Origin of the sequence: Bacillus sp. FJAT-29814, assembly GCF_001510715.1 — a bacterium.
Classification (GTDB): domain Bacteria; phylum Bacillota; class Bacilli; order Bacillales; family Cytobacillaceae; genus Neobacillus.
The window spans coordinates 1-19,212 of sequence record NZ_LMTJ01000009.1 but is presented as its reverse complement, the minus strand read 5'-3'; the positions used below and the strand labels follow the sequence as shown (position 1 = coordinate 19,212).

Annotated in this window: 20 protein-coding genes and 3 rRNA genes; 7 read left to right on the top strand and 16 right to left on the bottom strand. The window is 42.2% G+C overall.

Annotation, left to right across the window (positions count from 1 at the left end; genetic code table 11):
* Nucleotides 1–118: 118 nt before the first annotated feature.
* Nucleotides 119–259 (bottom strand): hypothetical protein, encoded by a 141-nt coding sequence (locus AR334_RS29660; protein ID WP_156431368.1) that lies wholly within the window; start codon nt 257–259, stop codon nt 119–121.
* Nucleotides 260–334: 75 nt separating this feature from the next.
* On the bottom strand, nt 335–1,009 hold the full coding sequence (locus AR334_RS22895) for a phosphatase PAP2 family protein (RefSeq protein ID WP_066318732.1): 675 nt from the start codon (nt 1,007–1,009) through the stop codon (nt 335–337).
* Between the two features lie 204 nt (nt 1,010–1,213).
* Here AR334_RS22895 and AR334_RS22890 point away from each other — a divergent pair, with 204 nt between their 5' ends.
* Entirely contained in the window at nt 1,214–1,879 is a 666-nt protein-coding gene (locus AR334_RS22890; RefSeq protein WP_066318729.1) for a hypothetical protein, read from the top strand.
* A 124-nt stretch (nt 1,880–2,003) separates the two neighbouring features.
* Here AR334_RS22890 and AR334_RS22885 read toward each other — a convergent pair whose 3' ends face one another.
* A complete protein-coding gene (locus tag AR334_RS22885; RefSeq protein ID WP_066318720.1) occupies nt 2,004–2,978 on the bottom strand; it encodes an aromatic ring-hydroxylating dioxygenase subunit alpha in 975 nt (324 codons plus the stop codon).
* Nucleotides 2,979–3,154: 176 nt separating this feature from the next.
* On the opposite strand from AR334_RS22885, the gene AR334_RS22880 reads away from it, so the two are divergent.
* From AR334_RS22880 to AR334_RS22865, 4 genes are all read left to right on the top strand, one after another.
* A complete protein-coding gene (locus tag AR334_RS22880) occupies nt 3,155–4,492 on the top strand; it encodes a uracil-xanthine permease family protein (RefSeq protein ID WP_156431367.1) in 1,338 nt (445 codons plus the stop codon).
* 299 nt (nt 4,493–4,791) lie between these two features.
* Nucleotides 4,792–5,256, top strand: a complete 465-nt coding sequence (locus tag AR334_RS22875; RefSeq protein ID WP_172799283.1) for a tripartite tricarboxylate transporter TctB family protein — start codon at nt 4,792–4,794, stop codon at nt 5,254–5,256.
* A gap of 18 nt (nt 5,257–5,274) precedes the next feature.
* Nucleotides 5,275–6,792: a tripartite tricarboxylate transporter permease gene (locus AR334_RS22870; RefSeq protein WP_066318710.1), complete on the top strand. Its 1,518-nt coding sequence runs from the start codon at nt 5,275–5,277 to the stop codon at nt 6,790–6,792.
* 22 nt (nt 6,793–6,814) lie between these two features.
* Entirely contained in the window at nt 6,815–7,840 is a 1,026-nt protein-coding gene (locus AR334_RS22865) for a tripartite tricarboxylate transporter substrate binding protein (protein ID WP_253701345.1), read from the top strand.
* A 47-nt stretch (nt 7,841–7,887) separates the two neighbouring features.
* On the opposite strand, the gene AR334_RS22860 is transcribed toward AR334_RS22865, so the two are convergent.
* A complete protein-coding gene (locus AR334_RS22860) occupies nt 7,888–8,829 on the bottom strand; it encodes a D-2-hydroxyacid dehydrogenase (RefSeq protein WP_253701344.1) in 942 nt (313 codons plus the stop codon).
* Nucleotides 8,830–8,944: 115 nt separating this feature from the next.
* Here AR334_RS22860 and AR334_RS22855 point away from each other — a divergent pair, with 115 nt between their 5' ends.
* Nucleotides 8,945–10,285 (top strand): APC family permease, encoded by a 1,341-nt coding sequence (locus AR334_RS22855; protein WP_253701343.1) that lies wholly within the window; start codon nt 8,945–8,947, stop codon nt 10,283–10,285.
* A 197-nt stretch (nt 10,286–10,482) separates the two neighbouring features.
* Here AR334_RS22855 and AR334_RS22850 read toward each other — a convergent pair whose 3' ends face one another.
* The 4 genes from AR334_RS22850 to AR334_RS22835 form a co-directional block, all read right to left on the bottom strand.
* Nucleotides 10,483–11,169, bottom strand: a complete 687-nt coding sequence (locus tag AR334_RS22850) for an LrgB family protein (RefSeq protein WP_066318700.1) — start codon at nt 11,167–11,169, stop codon at nt 10,483–10,485.
* Nucleotides 11,102–11,533, bottom strand: a complete 432-nt coding sequence (locus tag AR334_RS22845) for a CidA/LrgA family protein (RefSeq protein ID WP_066318686.1) — start codon at nt 11,531–11,533, stop codon at nt 11,102–11,104. Before AR334_RS22845 ends, AR334_RS22850 begins: the two co-directional genes overlap by 68 nt.
* A gap of 124 nt (nt 11,534–11,657) precedes the next feature.
* Entirely contained in the window at nt 11,658–12,536 is an 879-nt protein-coding gene (locus AR334_RS22840; RefSeq protein WP_066318684.1) for a LysR family transcriptional regulator, read from the bottom strand.
* 66 nt (nt 12,537–12,602) lie between these two features.
* A complete protein-coding gene (locus AR334_RS22835) occupies nt 12,603–13,028 on the bottom strand; it encodes an OsmC family protein (protein ID WP_066319267.1) in 426 nt (141 codons plus the stop codon).
* Between the two features lie 146 nt (nt 13,029–13,174).
* On the opposite strand from AR334_RS22835, the gene AR334_RS22830 reads away from it, so the two are divergent.
* Nucleotides 13,175–13,447 carry a hypothetical protein gene (locus tag AR334_RS22830; RefSeq protein ID WP_066318681.1) on the top strand — a complete coding sequence of 91 codons (273 nt, stop codon included), beginning with the start codon at nt 13,175–13,177 and terminating at the stop codon, nt 13,445–13,447.
* A 3-nt stretch (nt 13,448–13,450) separates the two neighbouring features.
* Here AR334_RS22830 and qoxD read toward each other — a convergent pair whose 3' ends face one another.
* From qoxD to AR334_RS22790, 8 genes are all read right to left on the bottom strand, one after another.
* Complete coding sequence (gene qoxD, locus AR334_RS22825) at nt 13,451–13,735, bottom strand: cytochrome aa3 quinol oxidase subunit IV (RefSeq protein ID WP_066318679.1); 285 nt, start codon at nt 13,733–13,735, stop codon at nt 13,451–13,453.
* A 1-nt stretch (nt 13,736) separates the two neighbouring features.
* Nucleotides 13,737–14,333 carry a cytochrome aa3 quinol oxidase subunit III gene (qoxC, locus tag AR334_RS22820; protein WP_066318675.1) on the bottom strand — a complete coding sequence of 199 codons (597 nt, stop codon included), beginning with the start codon at nt 14,331–14,333 and terminating at the stop codon, nt 13,737–13,739.
* A complete protein-coding gene (qoxB, locus tag AR334_RS22815; protein WP_066318672.1) occupies nt 14,333–16,279 on the bottom strand; it encodes a cytochrome aa3 quinol oxidase subunit I in 1,947 nt (648 codons plus the stop codon). The genes qoxC and qoxB overlap by 1 nt, the downstream gene beginning before the upstream one ends.
* 38 nt (nt 16,280–16,317) lie before the next feature.
* Entirely contained in the window at nt 16,318–17,241 is a 924-nt protein-coding gene (qoxA, locus tag AR334_RS22810; protein WP_066318666.1) for a cytochrome aa3 quinol oxidase subunit II, read from the bottom strand.
* Between the two features lie 731 nt (nt 17,242–17,972).
* A 5S ribosomal RNA gene (gene rrf / locus AR334_RS22805) occupies nt 17,973–18,088 on the bottom strand.
* A gap of 106 nt (nt 18,089–18,194) precedes the next feature.
* The gene (locus AR334_RS22800; RefSeq protein WP_066318663.1) at nt 18,195–18,458 is read right to left on the bottom strand and encodes a hypothetical protein; all 264 of its coding nucleotides are present in this window, start codon (nt 18,456–18,458) and stop codon (nt 18,195–18,197) included.
* A gap of 312 nt (nt 18,459–18,770) precedes the next feature.
* A 5S ribosomal RNA gene (gene rrf / locus AR334_RS22795) occupies nt 18,771–18,887 on the bottom strand.
* 197 nt (nt 18,888–19,084) lie between these two features.
* Nucleotides 19,085–19,212: ribosomal RNA gene (locus tag AR334_RS22790) — 23S ribosomal RNA — on the bottom strand; the annotation flags it as partial.

Here is a 19,212-nt window from a genome sequence, read left to right as displayed (position 1 = left end):
ACAATTTTTCCTTTCTAAAAAGTTACATCTCTATAGTACCTTTGTGAACCCAGGAAAGAAACTTTAATGCTTGCAGCCAGAATAGACGAAAGGCTGCCACAACGACAGCCTTTGACCGCTATTTTTTATTATGTTGCTGCTTGATCGCCACTTTTTTTGGCCGTTCAGGGTATGTAGCTTTACCGTCATCCGGTCCAGTCAGGTTGTTTCTTTGGTCAAGGACTTTACCTGTAAACTCAATAGGATTTTTTTCTGTCATTGGTTTCACTCCTAGGGATAGAATCCCTATTATTGTTCACCGTAATTACTCCACTTATGAGAAAATAAAGATTACCTAGCCTTCATTCCGCTGCAATTCCACCGCCTTGAGATGCGGCTGCCTTTCCTTATACCATTGGAAGAACCAAATGGCGGCTGTCAGCCAAAACCCGCTTGCGAAGTATCCACCGATGATATCACTCGGATAATGAACCCCCAAATAAATGCGGCTCACTCCAATCATTACGATCATAAAACCACTAAACAGAATCAGCACACTGCGCCCAAGCCGAGTAGGAATATGCCGCCACAACAGGAAGGCCAGAATCGCATATACTGAAAAAGCATTCATCGCGTGTCCACTTGGGAAACTGTAGCCGCCAATTTCAATCAGTCGATGGAAATCAGGCCGGGCCCGGTGAAAAAAAGCTTTTAAATAGTGGTTCAAGATTGGCGTACCGACCACTACAGCAATCAACAAAATTAATTCTGAACGATGGTGCAACACTTTATACAGAAAAAAGATAATCACCAGGCAAATGACAACCACAACCTTCGTTGAACCGATCCATGTAAATAACTCCATCACTGATGTTAACCAAGGAGACTCCAAATCTTGAACAGTTGCTATGATCGCCATATCAAATCGGACAACTTTATCGGCACTCACAAGAGCGGCCATCGAAGCAAATGCCGTTAACGAAATAAGACTAACAAAAAAGGCACGAGTTAATTGATATTTTAAGTTCATTCGCGATTACCTCATTTTTTAGACAAGCTTTTAACTAATTATTATAAACAAAGCACAAAAAACTGCCAACCTAATGACTACCGAGTTCAACAAGACAAAAATCTCCCATTAGCTGCTCAATAAAAAGAGGAAGTTTTTTACAAATGAAGAATATATTTAAAGAATATTAATTCTCTAGTAACTTTTCAGGAGGAAACCAAAGTCATGATTCGGAAGTATTTTAGTACTTTATCGCTATTCATTTCTGGAATATTGTTTGTCCTCTATCCAGCAATTCGTCCCTTCTCTGATGAATCGTCACTGGAAGGCGCTGCTGCTTTTGCATCAACTGAATGGCTTATTGCCCATATTTGTGCCATCATTGGATTTACTTTATTACCATTAGGGATACTTGGCCTCCATATCTTAATGAAGGATACTGTTTTGAAATCAATGACCCAATCATCTTTAGTATTATGTATTTTGGGCATTGGTTTTACATTACCATTTTATGGAGGGGAAACATACGGCCTTCACGCTATAGGGTTAGAGGCCCTATCTCGACATAATACTGAATTAGTCAGTATGGCAAATGTGGTACGTTCTGGTCCAGGGCTTATTTTATTCATAATCGGTCTTCTCCTTCTTGCCGCTGCTTCCATTATAGTTGCGATTACCATTTGGAAATCGGGAACGCACAAAAAATGGAGCGGTATTCCCTTTGCTTTAGGTATTTCACTCTTTCTCCCACAGTTCTTTGCCGGGCAGCCGTTGCGAGTAGCCCATGGATTCCTTGTATTCCTCGGCTGTGTACTAATTTCGGTTTACCTATGGAGGCAATTTAGTCAAAATCAAGCAAAGGAAAATCAGTCAACCACTTTATCAGGGTGAATGTATTAAATAACAAACGCTCACAGCTTTTTATGCTGTGAGCGTTTGTTGTCTAATATGCGATGTTCTGATATTGGGATTTTGAAGTTCACAATCTAATCCAGTGCCTAAAGCAATTATATGCCTATGCAGTTCCGAGCAAAACACCAATTTCTCTTAAATATTGACGATACGCAATGCTCATCCGGTCACAAACAAGAGATAGCTCCACCTGTAGATCAAGCGGCAGCTCCTCGGGCTTCTGGTTCTCAACGACCGGCTTATCCTGGGCAAAAATCATATCCTGGAATGCAACAATTTCTTCATCGGACAGTTCTGGGTCATAACTATAAGTAAGAATCCCATAGGCAATCGATTTATTTTCATCAACCGGACGAATCGTTAATAAAATCGTCAACGTTTGATCCGTTTCTTTGTCTATTTTAGTAAACAACACTGTGAATGGGCGCAGAATTTCATACGTATAATAAACATATTTTGGAACTCCCGTACCATCCGGATCTGGTTGAAAAATTGCAATTTCATCGGAATAAATCCGGTCATCCTCCCAATGAACGCGATAATCGAGAATCTCTCGGTGGCTATCGGTTCCTAAATATCCCTCGTGCACCACCGCCAAATGGCCGACATCCAAGAAGTTTTCAACAATACGAGGTGGTTTCGCTTGAACCTCTTGCGGTCCCCAAATGACATTGCGATACCCTTCTGTCTCAAATTGTTTATAGGAAAATAACTCCGGATTGTTATTACCAAGATTGATCCAGATAAATCCGTACTTTTCCATACATGCATACTTTATTGCTTTTGCCTTCTTCGGAATCGACCGGCCTTCCGGCAATTGCGGAATCGCTACACAGTCCCCGTCCGTATTAAATTCCCAAGCATGATACGGACAAACGAGGCAGTCATTTTTTACTTCCCCTAATGAAAGAGCAGCCCCTCGGTGAATGCATAAATCCTTGAAAGCATTTACCCCTTCACTAGTCCGGAAAACAGCAATCCTTTCTCCCATTAACATGATTTGAATTGGCTTTTCCCCTACATCACTTGAACGGCAAGCGACTAACCAATCTTCTTGCAATACCTTATCCTCTAACAATTTAGAAACCCCCTGTCGTTTGACTCACTTTTATTGTATTAGCACCTAATCAATCGGTCAAGTAAAATACGAATACAAAATATTTTTTTAAAATAAATGTTCGTGTTTCAGTTGCAAAACCATTCAACTTTACATTATAATCCTAATGTAATTGTTTTAAATACGAACAAGGGGAGATTTCGTTGGAAAAACAGAATAATATTATTGTCGGGGTCGACGATAAAGTCAGTTTTGGAAAAGCCCTTATTTTGGGGATGCAGCATGTATTAGCGATGGACTTATATATTGCGCCAATTATTATTGCGGGATTACTTTCCCTTAGTACGGAGAACACATCCTTTTTTATTCAGATGTGTTTTCTTGCCACAGGCATTGCCACGTTGATACAGACTGGAACTGGCATCAAACTTCCCGTAGTTCAGGGCCCTTCCTATGTACCAATCGGAGCAATTGCAGCAATCGGGGGTAAACTTGGTTTGGGAGCAATTGCCGGAAGCTTAATCCCGGGTGCGATTCTGATTGCCATTCTTGGCTATCCATTTAAATTATTCGCAAAAGCCGTCAGAAAGTTTATTCCTCCGCTCGTTGGCGGAACCGTCATTATCATCGTGGGAATTTCTTTAATGCCAGTTGGTATGAATAGTATTTATCATGCGGAAGGAAAAATCGGAGATAACATTCTGATTGCCGCCATTTCTGCCGGGGTTCTTGTTCTTTGCATGCTTTTAGGCCGAAAAATGCACGGTGTCGGTACCTTTTTCCGTCTGGTATCGGTTTTATTGGCGATTGCCGTGGGGACCATAGCGGCAAGTTTGTTTGGTCAGGTTGATTTCACCCCGATAAAGGAAGCGGCATGGTTTTCATTCCCTTCTCTCTTTCCTTTTGGAAAGCCAGTCTTTGATATTAGTGCCATCATAACAGTAGCATTTGTTTATTTTATTATTTTAATTGAGACAACAGGCACTTGGTTCGTGGTTTCCACTGTTACCGGGAAGGAATTGGATGAACAACGCCTAAACCGTGCCTCATTCGGCGAAGGTCTTGGCTGCTTTGTCGGTGCCTTGTTCGGCAGTACACCAATGACAGGTTATTCTTCAAACGCTGGCTTATTGGCGATTACCGGTGTTGCAAGCAGAGTAGTTGTGATGGTTGCCGGCGGGATCTTAATTTGTCTTGGTCTTATTCCGAAGCTTTCGACTGCTATTACGTGTATTCCTGAACCAGTTATCAATGGAATCTTTGGGATCGTCTGCGTTGCCATTGTTACAAATGGCATGAAGGTTATTCAGCCCATTATTATTAACGACCGTAATATGATGATTATCGGAATTCCGATCCTGTTAACCATTGCTGTTACGATTCTGCCTAAAGAAGCATTGGCTGGCACACCGGACTGGGTTGGTTACATCCTGTCTTCGAGCATGACAGTTGGCGCGTTGGCGACACTCCTGTTAAACTTCATTATTCCAGAAGAAAAGGAAGCAAAAGGAGTCTCAACTGAAATAATTGCATAATCCCCAGGAAAAGGTACCAGCCATCGGCTGGTACCTTTTAAATTGCAGACGAAAGCCATTCGGATTTAACGAGATATTTACATTTATTTAGTTATGAGATAAGTCTTCATAAAATAAATATAATTATACGTTTTATCCACTGATTTCAATTAGACAGCGCCCATACAAAGCTATATACCTCCTATAAAACTATAATAATAAAGGTGCGAACAGACCACTGTAGGCCTTGCAATGTATGGAAGCGAACGTTGCACGGTCTTTTTATTTTTTTAAGTATGATGAACGCTGTAGGTATCCATATGTTAGTCAAAGCTAAACTTGAAAAAAAAGTGGGAGGCTCCATCGCAGTATTAATCGGAATGCTCTCCCTGTACGAAGCATACAAATTATACCCATATAGCCTGAATTTGGTTACCGGTGACCATGCCTTTCCCGGATTCATCGGACTATTTTTAGTGGCTGTTGGGATCAGTATGTTTTTTGACAAAAGAACCAAACAGGAAAGCATGTCTCGATTGCCAACAGGAAAAACCCTTCATACTTTATCTGCTTCCATTATCACTCTCATTGTCTATTGCATTTTCATTGAGTTTTTCGGTTACGTAGCAAGTACGCTCGTTGTATCGATTGCCCTGTTACGATTGATTGCCAAAAGCCGATGGATGAATGCCTTCCTGGTTGGAGGATTGATTACTGCTGTTATGTATTACCTTTTCATCGTTATCTTAAAAACTCCTTTCCCCGTTGGCATTTTTTCGTTTTGATAGGAGGTTTGTCTTAATATGGAAACCATCATGTATTTATGGGGTGGTCTCGGTGAAGTTGTCACCCCATCCAATCTATTGATTGTGCTCTTGGGTTCATTGCTTGGCACTTTAGTCGGTGTTCTTCCCGGACTTGGACCCACCTCAGCGATTGCCGTGTTATTACCGGTCACTACCGTACTCCAACCCGCCCAGGGATTAATGATGATGGCTGGCATTTACTATGGATCGATGTACGGAGGATCGACAACCGCCATATTAATGAACATTCCCGGTGAATCATCCTCGGTTCCGACCACTTTGGATGGGTATCCGCTCGCCAAGATGGGCAGGGCCGGTTCAGCACTTGGAATTGCTGCAATCGGTTCTTTCTTTGCTGGCATTATCGGATTAATCGGCCTTGTCCTATTTGCCCCCTTCTTAGCTGACCAAGCGCTAAAGTTTGGTCCGCCCGAATATTTCACCTTGATGTTAATTGCTTTGTTAGTCCTCTTTAATTTGACTGGCTACTCACTCCGGAAATCTGTCCTGATGGGGTTATTTGGCTTCTTTGTTTCCTTGGTTGGAATCGGGATGACGACGGGAATGCCAAGATTAACCTTTGGATTCAGCTTTCTGACCGGTGGATTCGATATGGTCAGTATCATAATTGGCTTATTTGCCATTACCGAGGTTCTAAAGGGATTGGAGGAAAACCGAACGCAAACTAAGCGAGTCAAAATAAAACGCGTGTACCCGACAAAACAGGATTTGCATCAAAGTAAATTTGCGATTTTAAGAGGAAGTCTATTAGGCTTTTTTTTAGGAATCCTGCCGGGAATCTCCGCAACCATCACTTCCTTCCTCTCATATGATGTTGAAAAAAAACTTTCCAAGCATCCTGAAAAATTTGGTAAAGGAGCAATCGAAGGTGTTGCCGGTCCTGAATCAGCCAACAATGCGACCAGTTCAGGCGGATTTATTCCCTTGTTAGCACTGGGAATCCCCGCATCACCGCCTTTGGCTGTTCTGTTAGCGGCGCTCATGATTTACGGATTAACACCCGGTCCGCTTCTGTTTGAGCAAAACAGTCAAATGGTATGGATGGTCATCGCCTCCATGTTTGTTGGGAACGTCATCCTGTTAGTTTTAAATTTGCCTTTGGTTGGTTTGTGGGCAAAACTGACTGAGGTCCCATTTGGGATATTGGCGCCTATCATTTTGTTAGTAAGCGTATTAGGTGCCTATTCCGTCCGTAACAGCATGTTTGATGTGGTGGTTAGCATAATATTTGGGGTTTTGGGTTATTTGTTTCATAAGTTTCATTGGCCCATCATTCCTTTTGTCCTTTGCATTGTTCTAGGTTCTAAAATTGAAAGTTCATTCATTCAATCGATGGAAATGTCATCTGGCAACCTATTAATCTTTGTGCAACGCCCCATCTCGCTTACGATTTTACTATTGGCTGTCATCCTCTTAGCTTTATCAATCTATTTGATGAAACGAACGAAGAAACGACTCCTGCAAGAAACAAATGAAAAGATGGAATTTTCATAAATACTGTAGGGAGGTATTTATTTTGAAAAAAAGATTGTCTCAAACGCTGGTTTTTTCCTTCCTTCTGGCAGTTATGCTGGCGGCCTGCTCAGCTAATTCAACGTCAAAACAGGATACTGCAGGGAATGATAACAAGAAGATAGATTATCCAACTAGACAGATTGAACTGGTTGTACCGTTTTCGGCAGGCGGCGGGGTCGATTTGGCCGCCCGTGCCGTGGCAGACTACCTAAGTAAGGAATGGAGTCAGCCCATTGTCGTTACAAACAAGCCGGGCGGGGGCGGAATTATCGGTGCCCAATATGCTTTGAAAGAGGCTAGGCCAGATGGCTATACGGTATTGGTCAATAACAATTCGTCCACTACCATGTATGAGGCAGGAAATTCCAATCCGACTTTAACTATTAAGGACAATAAATTTGCTTCCCGTGTTGCACAAGGGGCGCTGGCTTTTGGCGTAAAATCAGATGCGGAATGGAAGGATCTAAAAGAGCTTTCACAATGGGTCAAGAAAAACCCTGACAAGCTAACTTGGGCAAGTGTAGGTCCAGCTGGATTTTCCGCATTTGGCGTTGCGGAATGGTTGAAATCCATTGGGGTGGACTTTAAAAAGACCTCGATGGTATCTTCTGAGGGAGCTTCTGACTCGACAGCGAAGGTCGCTGGCGGCCATGTGGTTTTGGCCGTGCATACAGTTGGAGAATTAGCAGCTCTCGCCCAGGCTGGAAAAATAAAACTACTTGCCGTATCCTCAGATGAACGAAATTCATTATTCCCAAACGTCCCTACTACAAAAGAACTTGGTTTTGACAACTTGACCGTAAAATGGTGGACAGGATTGTCCTTCGCACCAGGAACTCCTGATGATATAGTTAAGAAGTGGGATGAAGCTGTGGCAAAGATGCATAAAGATGAAACGTTTCTTCAGGAACTGGAAAAAATCAAGCTTGAACCTGCTTATTTAAATTCATCCGATTTTGCCAAAAGTGTAAAAAAGGAAAAAGACAGATTTACCAAATTGGCCGAAGAAGCAGGGATAAGGAAATAAAAATCAAAAAAGGTACCGGGCTCCATGCTGGTACCTTTTTCATTGAATTAATACCCTTTATTCCAGTCAACTACGTTACCGAGCGGCTTCCTCTCTTCAAGCTTTCTCAATGTGTCCAAGAAACAGGCTGCGCCCTCTTCAGGTGTGGTAACCGCAGAAATATGCGGGGTGATCACTACACCAGAATGGTTCCACAACGGATGCTCTGATGGCAGCGGCTCCACCGCAAACACATCCAAGACTGCAAATCGGAGTTGTTTCCTGTTCAATGCTGAAAGCAATGCACCCTCATTGACTGACGCCCCTCTGCCGACATTTATAAATCCCGCATCATTAACCTGTTCAAAAACCCTCTCATCGAAAAAACCAGCCGTTTGTTCTGTCAACGGCATTGTATTAATCAGGTAATCCACTTCACTGAGCTTGCCAAAATGAGAGTCAACCATCAGGACCTCTTTAAAATATTCCTTCGGTTTCCCGCTTAACGATACTCCGTATACCTCCACACCGAATTGCGATAAAGACTTTGCCGTCTCTTGTCCAATCTCCCCGGTTCCATAGATGATCACCTTTTGCTCACCCAGCATTTTCGGGGTCATCGGCTGCCAATTTTTCTCGCGCTGTCTGGCATGAAATTCGTCGTGAAATTGTAAATCCTTCAATATGTAGCTTAAACAATACTCAGCAATTCTTTGGCCAAAAGAGCATACCGTTCTGGTTAACAAAACATTTTCAGGCCATGGCTTTTGATATAAAAACCTGTCCACACCGGCACCAAGCGAATGGACCCATTTCAAATGACTGTAATCCAAGTCACCTTTCAAATTAAACGCCGCCAGTGCATCGGCCCAGCGCAAATCGGACTCCGACAGTTCTCCTTCCGGTAAAAACCGAAACTGATTTAGCAAGTTCTCTTTTTCAATCAGTAATCTTAATTGATTGTACATCGGGCTAATTACCAAAATATGATCAATTTGCAACAATCTCACCTCCTCCCCATTATAAACGAAAATCACACAAAAAATTTATTTAAAAAACATCTTCACATTGCATAATAATTCTTTTAAAATAATATTCATGCACAACGAGAGGGGAATGATAGAATTGGAGTCTTCACAAGTAACATTAAAGCGCACACTGGGGGTAGCGCCTGTCGTATTTTTGGGGCTGGCGTATATGTCACCATTTGCGGTATTCGATACATTTGGAGTTGTTTCAGCTGAAACGCACGGTCATGTACCTGCTTCCTACATATTAATTACCATCGCGATTTTATTCACTGCCCTTAGCTATGGAAAAATGGTCAAACTTTATCCTGATGCCGGGTCGGCTTATACTTATACTAAAAAAACCATGGGTTCGAAACTCGGCTTTCTTGTCGGTTGGTCGGCTTTGCTCGATTATTTATTTTTGCCGATGATTAATGCCGTGTTAGCAGGAATTTATTTGTCTGCCAGCTTCCCGGCAGTACCATCTTGGGTTTGGGTTGTCGGGTTGATTGTCATCATAACGGTGATGAATATCGCCGGGATTAAGATCACTGTTTCCGCAAATACTTTGTTCGTCCTATTTCAACTGCTTGTGGCTATTATTTTTGTTTTTCTAACGATCCGAGCAATTATTTTGGGTGACGGCGGAACTAGCTTTGGCATGAATCCGTTTTTCTCTGAAGAAATCAGCATGAATCTACTTTTCTCCGGGGCCGCTATCCTTGCTTTAGCCTTCCTTGGGTTTGATGCAGTCACTACTCTATCCGAGGAAACGATTCAACCCGAGAAAAATATCCCAAAAGCCATCTTTTTGATTGCCTTGATAGGCGGGGCCTTTTTTATCACAGTCACTTATTTTATGCAGGTCCTATATCCCGATGTTTCAATTTTTCATGATATTGAAGGCGCGTCACCAGAGATTGCGATTCATATTGGCGGGCTTTTGTTCCAATCCGTTTTTACAAGCGGTGCGTTAATATCGGTCCTGGCCTCCGGACTTGCCGCCCAGACAAGCGCCTCAAGGCTGCTATTTGCAATGGGCCGCGACGGCGTTATACCGAAAAAATGGTTCGGTAAAGTCCATCCAAAATTACAAACTCCGGTGTTTAATATTATTTTTATTGGTGTTTTGTCCTTGAGTGCTTTATTTCTTGACCTTGTCACTGCAACATCGCTGATCAATTTCGGAGCCTTTACCGCGTTCTCGTTCGTCAATCTGTCTGTTATTGTTTATTATTTTAAAAATAAACAGTCCATGAAGGGTGCAAGCTATACGCGATACGTGCTATTCCCGCTGATTGGGCTGGCCTTCCTTATTTATCTTTGGTTTAGTCTGGATGCTTTGGCCCTAGGCTTTGGACTATGCTGGTTTGCTATCGGTCTCGCTTACCTAACCTGGTTGACAAAAGGCTTTAAAGTCAAACCCCCGGAATATGAATTTGCGGAAAATGTATAGCAAAAAAAGGCAGACTGAAATCAGTTTGTCTTTTTCTTTGGGCAGCTGAGTCGATTTTATAAAAACTTCTCATAAGAAACTGCATATTCTCTGAATCCTAATCGTTCATAATTTTTCTATAATCATTAGACCGAAAATGGAATTAAACACCCATAGGAACAATAAAACGCTCAGAGATTCTTCCCCCGAGCGTTATGTTAATGAATATAAATTAAAGCAGGAATCAATAATGCCCCCCAAAGCAGGGTAATCCAGGCGGCAAAAATCATTGCCAAGGATGAAAACGTCGCTTCCTTTTCTCCATATTCCAGCGCTTTATTTGTCCCGCAGCCGTGGGCGCCCATTCCTAGAGCCAACCCTTTTGCAATAGGTGTTTGAATCGACAGCCATTTGATTACGCTAGGGCCGACTACTCCCCCAATCACCCCGGTAATAATGACGAACACCGTCGTCAATGCAGGCAGGCCGCCAATTTCCTTCGATACCTCGATTGCAATCGGCGTTGTAATTGACCTTGGCAAGATGGAGGTAATAAACTCCACGTTTAAGTGAAATAATTTTGACAAGGCAAAGGTTGAAAAAATCGCCACCAGTGTACCTGAAGTGATGCTAATGATGATTGTTGAAATATATTTTTTCACGACCGGCAGGTTTTTATAAATCGGCACGGCAAACGCAACAGTTGCCGGTCCAAGCATGTGTGTCAGCCATTTGGACGCATCGAGATACTCATCGGCCGGCATCTGCAGCACAGAGATGAATCCAATTAGCAGAATCGGCGCAAGCAACAACGGGTGAAACAGTGGGAAATTCCATTTACCTCCAAGTCGTTTTGCCAACCGGTACATGAAGTACGTTACGACTGTTACGATTACCGTCATCATGTTGCCCACCTCTTTTCTTCCCGATTATTTTTTCAGCAATCCATGCTGTCATGCCCATTACAAGGATTGTGCTAATTCCTATTAAGAAAACAATCTCTGCCCCTTGAAAGCTGAGAATTTCATCGTAATTCACAATACCAACTGCTGAAGGGATAAAAAACAGCAGCAATTCTGCCATCAGCCAATTGGCACCTTTTTCGACCCATTCCAATTTGACAATTTTTAAACAGAGCGCCAAAAACAAGATCGCCAAGCCAAACATGGAGGCAGGGATTGGCAGTGGAATAATGGCTTTAGCGGCTGCACCCAAAAATAAAAAGATATGAATCAATAAAACCTGCAGAATAATTACACCGAATTTCATCGTACCACCCCTCCTGATTAACAAAAAGGAGCACGTGTACTCCTTAAATGATCGATAGGTATATCGTACGACGAATTCGCTCATTCGTAAAATACATATTTAGAATTATTTTCATAACCATAAGTTATAATGGGTCCTGCAAAATAAATTCAATAAAAGTTCTCGCGGCATTGGAAATATAACGGTCTTTCTTCGTGAGGACAGCAAGATTCCAGAGGATGGTGGGTTTTAAGTCCAATACCATAATGTCCTTATTAAACACCCGGTTACAAATTGACTGCGGCAGGATCGTAATCCCGAGATTGGCTGCTACCATTTCCGACATTAAGTCCCATTGGGAGCTCTTAAACAATATTTTCGGCTCAAAACCAAATGCCCGAAAATGATTCATCAAGATTTGATTGAGAGAAAATTCTTCATGATAAAAAATAAATTCCTCCCGTTTTAAATCTCTGACATTCACTTCGCCTTTACCTGCAAGGCGATGATCTTTGTAAACGAGCAGTTTCATTTCCTCCTCCACAATCGGATATACATGAAACGGCTCCTCATCAATTGGTAGAACAGTGACACCAAGCTCCACTTCCCCTTCCTCCACGCTTTTGACCACCCTTGCCCCGCCATATTCGGCAATGTTTAGCTCTATATTGGGATAGGTCTGGTGAAACTTCGCCATTACCCTTGGGAAAAATAAACTGCCAATAAACGGCGGCAGTCCTATATTAAGTTGTCCCCTCGTCAAGTTGGTCATATCATTTAATGTTGTTTTCATTTCCTCCATCAGGGCGGTCATTTTTTGAGCATATTCCAGGACAACTTTTCCTCCGTCGGTCAGGTCACTCGTTTTGTTGCTCCGAATAATCAAGGTCATCCCAAGCTCTTCCTCTAACGCCATAATGGATTTACTTAATGCCGGCTGGGAAAGATGCAAATGCTCCGCAGCCCTGGTAATGCTCTTATGCTTGGCGACTTCCATAAACATCTGTAATTGTCTTAATTCCATGTATAACACTCCTATCCTATAAGGGCAGGAGGACAACCAAGTACAAGTTGTCCTATGCACTCTCGGCTACAAATGATTTTTCCCCTCTACGCCATTAATGGAATAACTCACGGTGATATTCGCATTTAAGGAATGTGACACTGAACAATATTTATCCTTTGATAACTGAATCGCCCGGACCACCTTATCATCTGGCAGTTCACCTTCTAGTGCATAATGGATATGGATAGCGGTGAAGCGCTTTGGATGATCGTCAGCACGCTCTCCTTTGACCTGCATTTCGAAGGATGTCGGCTCTAAGCGCATTTTTTGTAAAATCGAAATAATATCAATTCCTGTACACCCGGCAACGGCATTTAATAGCAATTCCGTGGGCCTTGCTCCAGAGTTTTCCCCGCCAATTTCTTCTGCCGCATCCATTTTGATTTCATGACCTGATGGCGTAGCGCCGGAAAAAGCCATTTTACCTGTCCACTTGATTGTAGTTTCCATTGTTAACATCTACCCCTTTCCTTTTTATTGTGTCATAATTAAACAATTTCAACAATTATATGAGCATTGTCAAGAGAATCGCAAAAAAGAGTTTGACAATTTTGTGAACAAACATAAATAATATAAAGAAAGGGGGAATGTTGAATATGAAGACAAATACAAAAATATTACATGCAGCAAAATTAATTGGCGGTACCGTACTAATTACCGGATTGATCATTCTTTCTTATAGTTTATCTGTAAGCAATTCCAGTGCGCTTACAGGCATTGGTATTGGCACAGTCATCGGGGCAGTTTTTATTTTTCTGATGGGAATATTTTTCGTGGCCACAGAGGAAATGCTAGAGAAAACTTTTAAAGGAATACCCATAACACCGATCCAAACAAAAAAGGAACGCCCGTTAAGACGCTCCTTTTAATAATTAATTATAACCCCAGATCATTGTAAGCAATGTACCAAAAATAGTAACCAAGGCAATCGCTACACCATAATAAACATTGGTATAAATCGCGCCTTTATCCTTCGTTTCACCTGCATGCATAAACACGACCAGCTGAACAGCCGCTTGAATAAATGCAGTCACCACCAGAATGGTCATACCCGTGGCAAACGACATATTTAAAAAGTAGACGGCAAGGGCAACAACGGTCAGCATGAGGGAAAAAACAAAGCCCATGATTTGTTTCATTGGAAATAATTCTTTCATCTTACATCATTCCTTTCAGGTAGACGAAGCTGAAAATGAAAATCCAAACAACGTCTAAGAAATGCCAGTACAGCGAGAAAATGAATGATTTATTGGCTGTCTCCGGAGTCAGCCCGCGTTTTTTCACCTGGAGGAGAATAAACAGACCCCAGAACAGACCAAACGTAACGTGCAAACCGTGCGTTCCCAATGTGGTAAGCAGAATGGCTGTAAATGCACTTGTTTGCAGCCCAGCTCCAATGTGAACATAGTGAACAAATTCGTAAATCTCTACACCCAGAAAGGCAAGGCCTAGCAATAGGGTGATGGCAAAGAACGACAGCATCGCTTTTTTGCGGCCAAGCCTCATGGCGTGAATTCCAAGCCCAATCGTAAAACTGCTGGTTAACAACACTAGCGTTTCGATCAAGACCGGCGTAATTTCGAAAATCTCTGCTCCTGACGGTCCGCTTCCTACGCGGTCAACCAATGTAAAATAGGAAGCAAACAACGTCCCGAACAGCATGATTTCGGCTCCAAGGAAAATCCAAAACCCTAAGATTTTCAATTGGCCTTCTTCTGTACGATATTCAAGTGGCAGCGAGTGATCCAGTTTCATTATTTCGCACCTCGCAATTTTGTTTCAGTTTCTTCAATTTCCCTGACAGAAATATAACGTCCATTATCGATTTCCACCGAACGGAGAGCCATACAAGCAAAGATCCCAATTGTTGAAATGATGGCAACTGCCCACATGCTGAAAATCATCGCAAAACCCCAAACAAAGAAGATCGAACTCATGATAAACGGCACGCCGCTGTTATTCGGCATATGAATTTTTTCATAATTGCCCTGGAACAAGATATGACGCTTTTTCTTTGCATCCCAAAGGGCTTCAGACGATTTGACATGCGGCACGATGGCAAAGTTATATTCAGGTACAGGACTATGTGTAGCCCATTCAAGTGTTCGCGCATCCCATGGATCCGCACCAATATCTCGTGATGCATAGCGGACACTATAGTAGATGTTATAAACGATAATCGCAAATCCGATTGCAAGACCAATAGCCCCGACGAATGAAATCATGTTAAGTGGTCCAAACCCGGTTGATGCCGAATAAGTGTACATCCTGCGCGCCTGGCCGTCTAAGCCGGAGAAGAACATTGGCATAAACGCGACAAGTGTGCCGATTCCGATCACACATGCAGCAAGCTTCCCAAGGCGCTCATTTAACATGAAACCGAACATTTTCGGCCACCAGTAGGTAAGACCGGCAAGCATCGCGAACACGACCCCAGGAATGATAACCATATGGAAGTGAGCGACCAGGAACATCGTGTTGTGGTACTGATAGTCAGCTGCCGACATCCCGAGCATAACCCCAGTTACTCCACCAATGGTGAATAGCGGAATGAATAGTAACGCATAAAGCATTGGTGTCGTAATTTCAATTTTTCCTTTATATAGCGTAAACAGCCAGTTAAAAATCTTAATTCCTGTCGGTACGGCAATCGCCATCGTTGTAATCGAGAAGATACTGTTTGTTAATGCTCCTTGCCCCATGGTGAAGAAATGGTGTACCCAAACAAGGAAGGACATAAATGAAATCAGCACCATCGAAACAACCATTGATTTATAGCCGTAAAGATTCCGGCGAGCAAACGTCGAGATGACTTCGCTGTATATCCCGAATGCCGGCAATATCAAGATGTATACCTCCGGGTGTCCCCAAACCCAGAACAGGTTTGCCCAAAGCATATCCATACCGCCATTATTCGTTGTAAAGAAGTGGGTGCCGAACAGGCGGTCCATTGTTCCCATAGCCAGCGCCACGGTTAACACCGGGAACGCGAAAACAATGATAGCATTTGTAATTAATGCAGACCAGGTAAACATCGGCATTTTCATAAGCGTCATACCCGGCGCTCTCATTTTAAAAATCGTTGTGATAAAGTTAATCCCTGTCATTAACGAGCCGAGCCCGGCAATCTGAATCGCGATCATATAGTAGTTGGAACCGACTGATGAGCTGAATTCATTGCCTGCAAGCGGGAAATACGATGTCCAGCCGGCATCCGGCGAGCCGCCGACAACGAATGAGATGTTAAATAACATCGCTCCCATGAAGAATAACCAGAAGCTCAGGGCATTTAACCTCGGGAACGCAACATCGCGGGCACCGATTTGCAGCGGTACTACAAAGTTCATTAACGCCATAATGAATGGCATCGCCATGAAGATAATCATGACCACTCCATGTGTTGTAAACACTTCGTTGTAGTGCTGGGCGTCAAGCAGCTTATTGTCCGGAACGGCTAGCTGCGCCCGCATCATCAAGGCATCGACACCGCCCCTGAACAACATGAGTAAAGCTGAGATTAGATACATAATCCCAATTCGTTTATGATCGACGGTCGTTAACCATTCGCGCCAGAGATAGCCCCATTTTTTAAAATAGGTAAGACCGGCGATAATCGCTACTATGGTTAGCGCGATGGCTACCATCGAAGCGTAAATTGGCGCACTTGGATGTGGGATTGCAAAACGTTCAAAGAATTCCATCCTATTCTGGCTCCTTTCGGATGATTTATTTAAAAGTATTAATGGTGTCCATGCTGTGTTTCCGAAGCAGTTTCATTCGAATGATGCTGCTCCATATTTTTGTCTTCACCGTTGGAACCATGACTGTGTCCCCCGTTTTCCCCTTCAGGCGGCGGCATGAATCCCAGGTGTGTTCCTGTATATGTGGACTGGCCAAGATGGCCCGGTTCCAACAACTCGGTGAATTTTTCTTCGGTAAGCGGCTTGGCAGTATCTTTTACTTCGTCTACCCATTCATCGAATTCCTTTTGCGGCATCGCTTTTACATTGAAGGTATTTTCTGCGAAGCCTTTGCCGCTAAAGTTAGCATTCCGACCCATATATTCACCTGGAGCATCGGCTGCCAAATGCAACGTATTCACCATGTCAGACATCGCATATTTTTGACCGGCCAGCTGCGGAATCCAGAAGCTTGTGATTGGTCCGTAGGAATATAATTTAAATTCAACCGGTCGATCGGTCGGAATATACACATAGTTGACGGTTTCGATGTTTTCCTCCGGATAGCTAAAATGCCATTTCCAATTGGAACTAGCCGCATAAATAACTAACGGTTCCTTATTTCCGTATCCATTTGGCGCTGCTTCCACAGCATAGTTGGATTTAACCGACATAAAGGAAAGGAATGCTACGATAATAATCGGAATCCCGACACAAATCGTTTCCACCCATACGTTCCCTTCAATATGCGGCGGTTCGTAATCTTTGCTTTGCTTGGAGGCACGATATTTGAATAACATAATCGCTAGTATGGTAAACACGGCAATTACAATAAATGACATGATGATAATTGATATCTTTATGTCATTCGCTTGAACCTGTGCCTGTGGTCCTTTGGGATCCAAAACCAGCAACGGCTCACAACCTGTAAGCACTGTGAAAATAGTAAAAATCAAAGACAATAAAACTCCTATTCGTTTCAAGGCGATACCCCTTTCTTTTGGTTTATAACAAAATTACGATTATTGTTTTTTGTAAGTGATGTAAATCACACTTCGCATTACTATCTTATAATCATTTTTATTAAAAAAACATTGAAATGTGAAATGTGTCACAAAAAGTTCATAATCTCCCGTTAACGAACAATTTCAGATGCTTTTGATTGGATTTTTTATTTTAGATGGACTATTATGAGGGAATTACTTCGTTTTAATATGGGGGTATTTTCCAAAAATGGACCTTAATTAAATGTGAAACTAATTGATTGATAGGGTGGATTTTAAAAAATACTTGACTGGCTATAGGTATACTAATTGGCGTAGATGAGAGGAAATTTGGGTGGTTAATTGCTCCAATATCGCCGATTGGCGTAGTCGAAGAGGGAAAATTGATGTTTACTGCATCAATAGGCTCTATTGGCGTAGTCGGAGGGTAAAAATCGGAGCTTTACAGCTCCCATAGAGATTTATTGACGTAATTTTGAGGTGAATTTCGGTGTTCTTTTCACAAAACAGACCCTAAGAAAATTATATCCGCGGTGTTTCTCCATATATCCGCGATAATCTTGGATATATCTGCGATAATTTGATTATATCTGCGTTAAATTCAATATATCCGCGATCATTCCAATATATCCGCGATGCCCCATTTTTAAAGCCAATGACCCTTTATAAAATGCAAAAAAGACAACCATATTTAAGGTTGTCTTCCGCTTACCCGGCAGCGTCCTACTCTCACAGGTGCTTTCACCCCAACTACCATCAGCGCTGAGAAGCTCAACTCCGTGTTAGGGATGAGAACGGGTGTGACATTCTCGCAATTGCCGCCGGACTATTTATTTTAAAAAATTCATTCCCTGACATAAGGCATTTTATTTAATTATATGTAGCACAACTATTTAACCTGCTATTTGCACCTAAAAATCATATTGTAAATTTCAATGAAACATCGATCTAACTTTCTCCAAGTCCTCAATTAACTGGTCAACTTCATCTGATGATAAAGGGACAAGCAGTTGATCATAAAGTGAAATAATTTGGCCATCTTCCTCATGTTGATGTTTTTTCAAATATTCATGTATATGATTAACCTGATTTTCTTTCAGAATCGATTCAGTCTCGAACCTTTTTACCCTTTGCAAAGAAAATTCATTCAAAGTAGAATCATATTCGCCTGCAATAATACTTCCTTCCAAAAACATTTACTCACTCCTTAATTTACAGATAGCTTAGTTTGTCCCAGAGCAATTAAAATCATATCGTTCGATCTTATTGGAATAATAAAAGTATGGTGAAATGGATGGAAATAACACCCCTCGAAAAATGAAGCTTATCAACTTGTATATGCCCTAGCAGATGAAATTGTAAATCGTCTTGTCGGTTATGCAGATACCTTGCTATCTGTTCATTCCGGGGAAAATTCTTATAATGCAGAGTACAAGCAATAGTATAAAGGAAAAAACATTATATCTACACACAAAAAAGACAACCATTTTTCAGGTTGTCTTTCGCTTGCCCGGCAGCGTCCTACTCTCACAGGGGCTTTCACCCCAACTACCATCGGCGCTGAGAAGCTTAACTTCCGTGTTCGGAATGGGAACGGGTGTGACCTTCTCGCCATTGTTACCGAGCCTACTGCACTGAATAATCTTCCCTGCTGGCTTGCGACGAGCTGAAAAACAGCTTCCTCGAATAAGCTTTGGCGCAGGAGCAGACTTTGAAAGTGCCTTGTTATTCAAATTATGTTTTTTAAAAAAACTAAGGGTTCATTCCCTCAAAACTAGATAATGCAGAAGAAGTAAACATAAAACCGAATAATCATAATGACTTGGTTAAGTCCTCGATCGATTAGTATCAGTCAGCTCCACATGTCACCACGCTTCCACCTCTGACCTATCAACCTGATCATCTTTCAGGGATCTTACTAGCTTGACGCTATGGGAAATCTCATCTTGA

Bases quoted from the DNA above. Each gene is read 5' to 3' on its own strand.
- AR334_RS29660 (WP_156431368.1), bottom strand. From the start codon at position 259: ATGACAGAAAAAAATCCTATTGAGTTTACAGGTAAAGTCCTTGACCAA.
- AR334_RS22895 (WP_066318732.1), bottom strand. From the start codon at position 1,009: ATGAACTTAAAATATCAATTAACTCGTGCCTTTTTTGTTAGTCTTATT.
- AR334_RS22890 (WP_066318729.1), top strand. From the start codon at position 1,214: ATGATTCGGAAGTATTTTAGTACTTTATCGCTATTCATTTCTGGAATA.
- AR334_RS22875 (WP_172799283.1), top strand. From the start codon at position 4,792: ATGTTAGTCAAAGCTAAACTTGAAAAAAAAGTGGGAGGCTCCATCGCA.
- AR334_RS22870 (WP_066318710.1), top strand. From the start codon at position 5,275: ATGGAAACCATCATGTATTTATGGGGTGGTCTCGGTGAAGTTGTCACC.
- AR334_RS22850 (WP_066318700.1), bottom strand. From the start codon at position 11,169: ATGATGACGGTAATCGTAACAGTCGTAACGTACTTCATGTACCGGTTG.
- AR334_RS22845 (WP_066318686.1), bottom strand. From the start codon at position 11,533: ATGAAATTCGGTGTAATTATTCTGCAGGTTTTATTGATTCATATCTTT.
- AR334_RS22840 (WP_066318684.1), bottom strand. From the start codon at position 12,536: ATGGAATTAAGACAATTACAGATGTTTATGGAAGTCGCCAAGCATAAG.
- AR334_RS22835 (WP_066319267.1), bottom strand. From the start codon at position 13,028: ATGGAAACTACAATCAAGTGGACAGGTAAAATGGCTTTTTCCGGCGCT.
- AR334_RS22830 (WP_066318681.1), top strand. From the start codon at position 13,175: ATGAAGACAAATACAAAAATATTACATGCAGCAAAATTAATTGGCGGT.
- qoxD (WP_066318679.1), bottom strand. From the start codon at position 13,735: ATGAAAGAATTATTTCCAATGAAACAAATCATGGGCTTTGTTTTTTCC.
- qoxC (WP_066318675.1), bottom strand. From the start codon at position 14,333: ATGAAACTGGATCACTCGCTGCCACTTGAATATCGTACAGAAGAAGGC.
- qoxB (WP_066318672.1), bottom strand. From the start codon at position 16,279: ATGGAATTCTTTGAACGTTTTGCAATCCCACATCCAAGTGCGCCAATT.
- AR334_RS22800 (WP_066318663.1), bottom strand. From the start codon at position 18,458: ATGTTTTTGGAAGGAAGTATTATTGCAGGCGAATATGATTCTACTTTG.